This window comes from Streptomyces sp. NPDC002754 (genome assembly GCF_053592315.1).
The window spans coordinates 17,970-22,517 of sequence record NZ_JBSFVM010000057.1; the positions used below are offsets into that span (position 1 = coordinate 17,970).

Sequence of the window (4,548 nt, forward strand, 5' to 3'; positions counted from 1 at the left end):
CGGCAGGGGCTTGATAGCTCAAGTCCTGCTGGGCGGGTCTGCTCAGTCGCGGCAGGGGCTTGATAATCAAGCCCCTGCGGCGATTGAGCAGCGGGGTCCGGGGCGGAGCTCCGTGGCGTAGGAACGGGGGGCCGGTCAGTTCTCCGCGAGGAGTTCGTCCGCGTCGACGATTCGGTAGGCGTAACCCTGTTCGGCCAAGAAGCGCTGGCGGTGCGCCGCGAAGTCCTGGTCGATGGTGTCACGGGCGACGACCGAGTAGAAGCGCGCCTCATGGCCGTCCGCCTTGGGACGCAGCACCCGGCCCAACCTCTGCGCCTCCTCCTGGCGCGAGCCGAACGTGCCGGACACCTGGATCGCCACCGTCGCCTCCGGCAGGTCGATGGAGAAGTTCGCGACCTTGGAGACCACCAGGACGTTGATCTCGCCCTGCCGGAACGCCTCGAAGAGCTTCTCGCGGACCGCGTTCGACGTCTCGCCCTTGATCACCGGCACGTCCAGGTGCTCGCCCAGCTCGTCGAGCTGGTCGATGTACTGGCCGATGACGAGCGTCTGCTCACCCGTGTGCTTACGGACCAGCGCCTCCGTCACCTTCTGCTTCGTGGCCGTCGTCGCACAGAACCGGTACTTCTCCTCGGCCTCGGCGGTCGCGTAGGCGAGCCGCTCGGAGTCCGTCAGGTTCACCCGGACCTCGACGCAGTCGGCGGGCGCGATGTACCCCTGCGCCTCGATCTCCTTCCACGGAGCGTCGAACCGCTTGGGGCCGATGAGCGAGAACACGTCGGACTCGCGCCCGTCCTCGCGTACGAGGGTCGCCGTGAGCCCCAGCCGGCGGCGTGCCTGGAGGTCGGCCGTGAACTTGAAGACCGGAGCGGGCAGCAGGTGCACCTCGTCGTAGACGACCAGGCCCCAGTCGCGGGAGTCGAACAGCTCCAGGTGCGGGTACACACCCTTCCGCTTCGTCGTCAGGACCTGGTACGTGGCGATGGTGACCGGGCGGATCTCCTTCTTCGTACCGCTGTACTCGCCGATCTCCTCCTCGGTCAGCGACGTCCGCCTGATCAGCTCGTGCTTCCACTGACGGGCCGAGACGGTGTTCGTGACGAGGATCAGCGTGGTCGCCTTCGCCTCGGCCATGGCGCCGGCGCCGACGAGCGTCTTGCCCGCGCCGCAGGGGAGGACGACGACACCGGACCCGCCGTGCCAGAAGTTCTCCACGGCCTGCTTCTGGTACGGGCGCAGGGACCACTCGGTCTCGTCGAGCGCGATCTCGTGCGCCTCGCCGTCCACGTATCCGGCGAGGTCCTCGGCCGGCCAGCCCAGCTTCAGCAGCGTCTGCTTGATCTGGCCGCGCTCGGAGGGGTGCACGGCGACGGTGTCGCCGTCGATGCGGGCGCCGACCAGCGGCTGGACCCGCTTCGAGCGGAGGATCTCCTCAAGGACGGGCCGGTCGGTGCAGGTGAGTACGAGGCCGTGCGCCGGGTGCTTGCTCAGCGTGAGGCGACCGTAGCGGCCCATCGTCTCGGCGATGTCGACGAGCAGCGCGTGCGGCACGGGGTAGCGGCTGAACTCCACCAGCGCGTCCACGACCTGTTCCGCGTCATGCCCCGCGGCCCGCGCGTTCCACAGCCCGAGCGGCGTGAGCCGGTAGGTGTGGATGTGCTCGGGAGCCCGCTCCAGCTCGGCGAACGCGGCGATGGCCCGGCGGCAGGCGTCGGCCTTCTCGTGATCGACCTCGAGGAGCAGGGTCTTGTCGCTCTGGACGATGAGTGGACCGTTCACGTACGCACTTCCTTCCGCACGGGCCAAACGTCCAGTGTGCCGCATCCCGGCAGGCAGGGGGCGTCACTGCTCGGAGAGCTCCGCCACCCCCGTCACGCGGTGCAGCGGATACGTACGGACCTCGTCGGCCGTGTGGTCGTACGCCGTGACGAAGCCGCCCTCGACGCGGACGGGGGCGATGACGCGCTGGCTCGCGGCGCCCTCCGCGTTGACGTAGCCGATCCACAGGGCCTCGCCGGTGAGGACAGCGGCCTGCATCGTGGCAAGGGTCTCGGCGGAGCCGGTGCGCGGCAGCTCGCCGTTGCTGGGATGGGCGGAGGCCTGCTTGCGGGGGGCGGTGGAGGCGGCGTCGCCCGCGCGGATCGCCCGCAGCGCCGCTTCGACGAGGGTGTCGTCGGGCAGCGGCGGGCCGTCCGGGACTGGGTCGGGCGCGGTGCGGGGCGGCGTGCGGTGGGCGTGCGCGCGGGCGATCAGGACGTCGCCCTCGGGGGTCTCGGCGGCCGGGGCGAAGCCCATGGAGCGCAGGCCTTCGAGGAGCGTGCCGGGGTCGGCCTGGGCCGCGAGGACGGTCGGCGCGACGCGGCGCAGGCGCAGAGACGCGGACCGCTTGTCCGCCATGATCTCGCCGAGCACGGCGTCGTCGTCGCACCGTACGTACGCGGAGGCCGCGCCGATCCGCAGGTGGCCGTGGCGGCGGGCGACGTCGTCGATGAGGTAGGCGAGGGGCTGCGGGACGGGGGTCCGGGAGTGTTCGGTGAGGAAGGCTTGCAGGTCGGATGCGGTGCGGCCGGAGTCGAGTGCGCGGCGGACGGAGCCGGGGGTGAAGCGGTAGACCGTGGCGCCGCCCTTCGACTCGATGTCGGCGAGGACGGAGAGGGCGTCGGCGAGGGGGCGTTCCAGGGGGCCGGGTGCCACCGCGGTGAGGTCGGCCTGGAGGAGGACGTGGCTGAGGGGTTCGGGGAGCAGGGGCGCAAGGAGCTTCGCGGCGCGGGCGGTTTCGGGGCTCTGCCCCGGACCCCGCGGGCTCTCGTCCAAGTGCGGGGCTTGAAAAGCCTGCTCAATCGCCGCAGGGGCTTGATGGTCGAGCAGCGCCCGGCCGTGCGCGGAGAGCGCTCCGCGGCCTGTGATGCCGAGGAGTTCGGATTCGGTGAGGGTCCAGTGGGCGAGGCGGGTGCGGAGGTCGAGGGTGGCGGGGGAGGAGGAAGAGGGGCGCGCAGCGCCTTCGTTGGAAGGGCGGTGGTGGGAGACGGGCGGGCGTTCCCAGGTGAGGCGTTCGATCACCGAGTCGGGCTCGGGGGAGGTGCCCTCCGGCAGTTCGTCGCGCAGCAGGGCGAGGACCCGGGCCCGTACTTCGGGAGCCGCGGAACGGTCCAGGTGCGGGCCGAGGGCGGACAGCGTCCTGTCCTTGCCGTCACGGCCGCCCACCAGGCCCGCCGTGCGCGTCGCGGGCAGCCACGCCGCCGCGAGCCGCTGCCAGCGCTCCGCGGGCGGCAGCAGCACCCACTCGTCGTACGCGGGCGTCGCGGCGTAGCGCTCGTCGGCCTCGCCGTCGGGGGCCAACAGGCCTGCCGCGTAGGCGAGTTCGACCCAGAAGGCGGCGGTCTGCTCGGTGCTGTCGAGGGCGACGGAGGTGCGCTTGAGGTCGCGGACGCTGAGGCCGCCCGCGCGGAGCACGGCGGGCCCGCCCTCGTCCCAGTCCTTCAGTAGCTCCTCGACGGTCGTCACCGCCGTGTACGCCTCGGCGGCCGCCGCCGCGTTCACAACCTGTGGACGGTGCGCCGCCTTCTCCCGCAGGGGCGGTGCGAGCGGTTCGAGCGTGCGGTGGGCGCGGCGGCCGCGCAGGTGCAGCGCCGTCTCGCGAGGCAGCACCACGGTGCCGGGGTTGGTCGGCACGAGCAGGCCGCGGTCGAGCAACCACCGCAGGTGCGCCGCCGGTTGGGCCGTGACCTGGCCGTACGGCGGGCCCCAGACCAGCCGGTTCAGCACGTCGATGGACTCGGTCGGCGCCTCGTCGAGCAGTGCCGACATACGGGTCGGGTCGGTGAAGAGGGCGGTGAGCGCGGCCACGGCGGAGACCGGATCGTGCGTCGACGGCAGGCCCGCCGCCGCGACGATCTCCTGCACGCGTCCCGGCGACATCCCGGCCGTGGCCTCGGCGACGGTGGGGCCGAGCCCGGTCGGGGACGGGTGCTGGGGGGTGGGGGCGAGCAGTTCGCGGGCGGTGCGGACGAGGCGCAGCTGGTCGTCGCCGCCCCAGGCGAGGGCCTGGCGGCGGAGGGTGGCGACGGCGCGGGGGAGCGCGGCGGCGGAGTCCTCGCCAGGGAGGAGGGATTCCAGCGTTTCGTACGTCGTCGGGTCCGGGGCCACGGCGAGGGCCTGCGCCACCTGCTGGGTGTAGCGGTCCAGGCGCTCGAGGGCGCGGATGACGGAGGCGCGGGTGCCGGCGCGGGTGGCGAGCTGCGTCATGTCGTTCGGCACGGGGCCGAGCAGATCGGGGCGGGTGCGCAGGAGCGCTGCGAGGGATCCGTCGTCGCGTGCGCGGAGCGCTTCCGCGAGGGAGCGGGGTGCTGCCGCGGTCGTCTGCTCGTCGCTGCTCATCCCACCCACGTTAGCGGCCTTCACCCCCCGCACCGGCGTTACGCCCTCGGGGCTCCGCCCCGGACCCCGCGCCTCAATCGCCGGCGGGGCTGGAAAGGCCGCCTCAAACGCCGGCGGGGCTGGCCGTTGGCGCCGGGCAGTTCGGCCGGCGGGTTGTAGAACGCGGGGATC

General features: G+C 72.8%; 2 protein-coding genes. Both read right to left on the reverse strand.

What is annotated here, in order from left to right; all coding sequences use genetic code 11:
- Window positions 1–135: 135 nt before the first annotated feature.
- Window positions 136–1,779: a DNA repair helicase XPB gene (locus ACWD2L_RS40110; RefSeq protein WP_351342958.1), complete on the reverse strand. Its 1,644-nt coding sequence runs from the start codon at window positions 1,777–1,779 to the stop codon at window positions 136–138.
- Window positions 1,780–1,842: 63 nt separating this feature from the next.
- Entirely contained in the window at window positions 1,843–4,377 is a 2,535-nt protein-coding gene (locus ACWD2L_RS40115; RefSeq protein WP_451193695.1) for a helicase-associated domain-containing protein, read from the reverse strand.
- Window positions 4,378–4,548 lie beyond the last annotated feature (171 nt).

What these genes read in the sequence shown, in the direction of transcription:
- ACWD2L_RS40115 (WP_451193695.1), bottom strand. Translation starts at nt 4,377, where the DNA reads ATGAGCAGCGACGAGCAGACGACCGCGGCAGCACCCCGCTCCCTCGCG.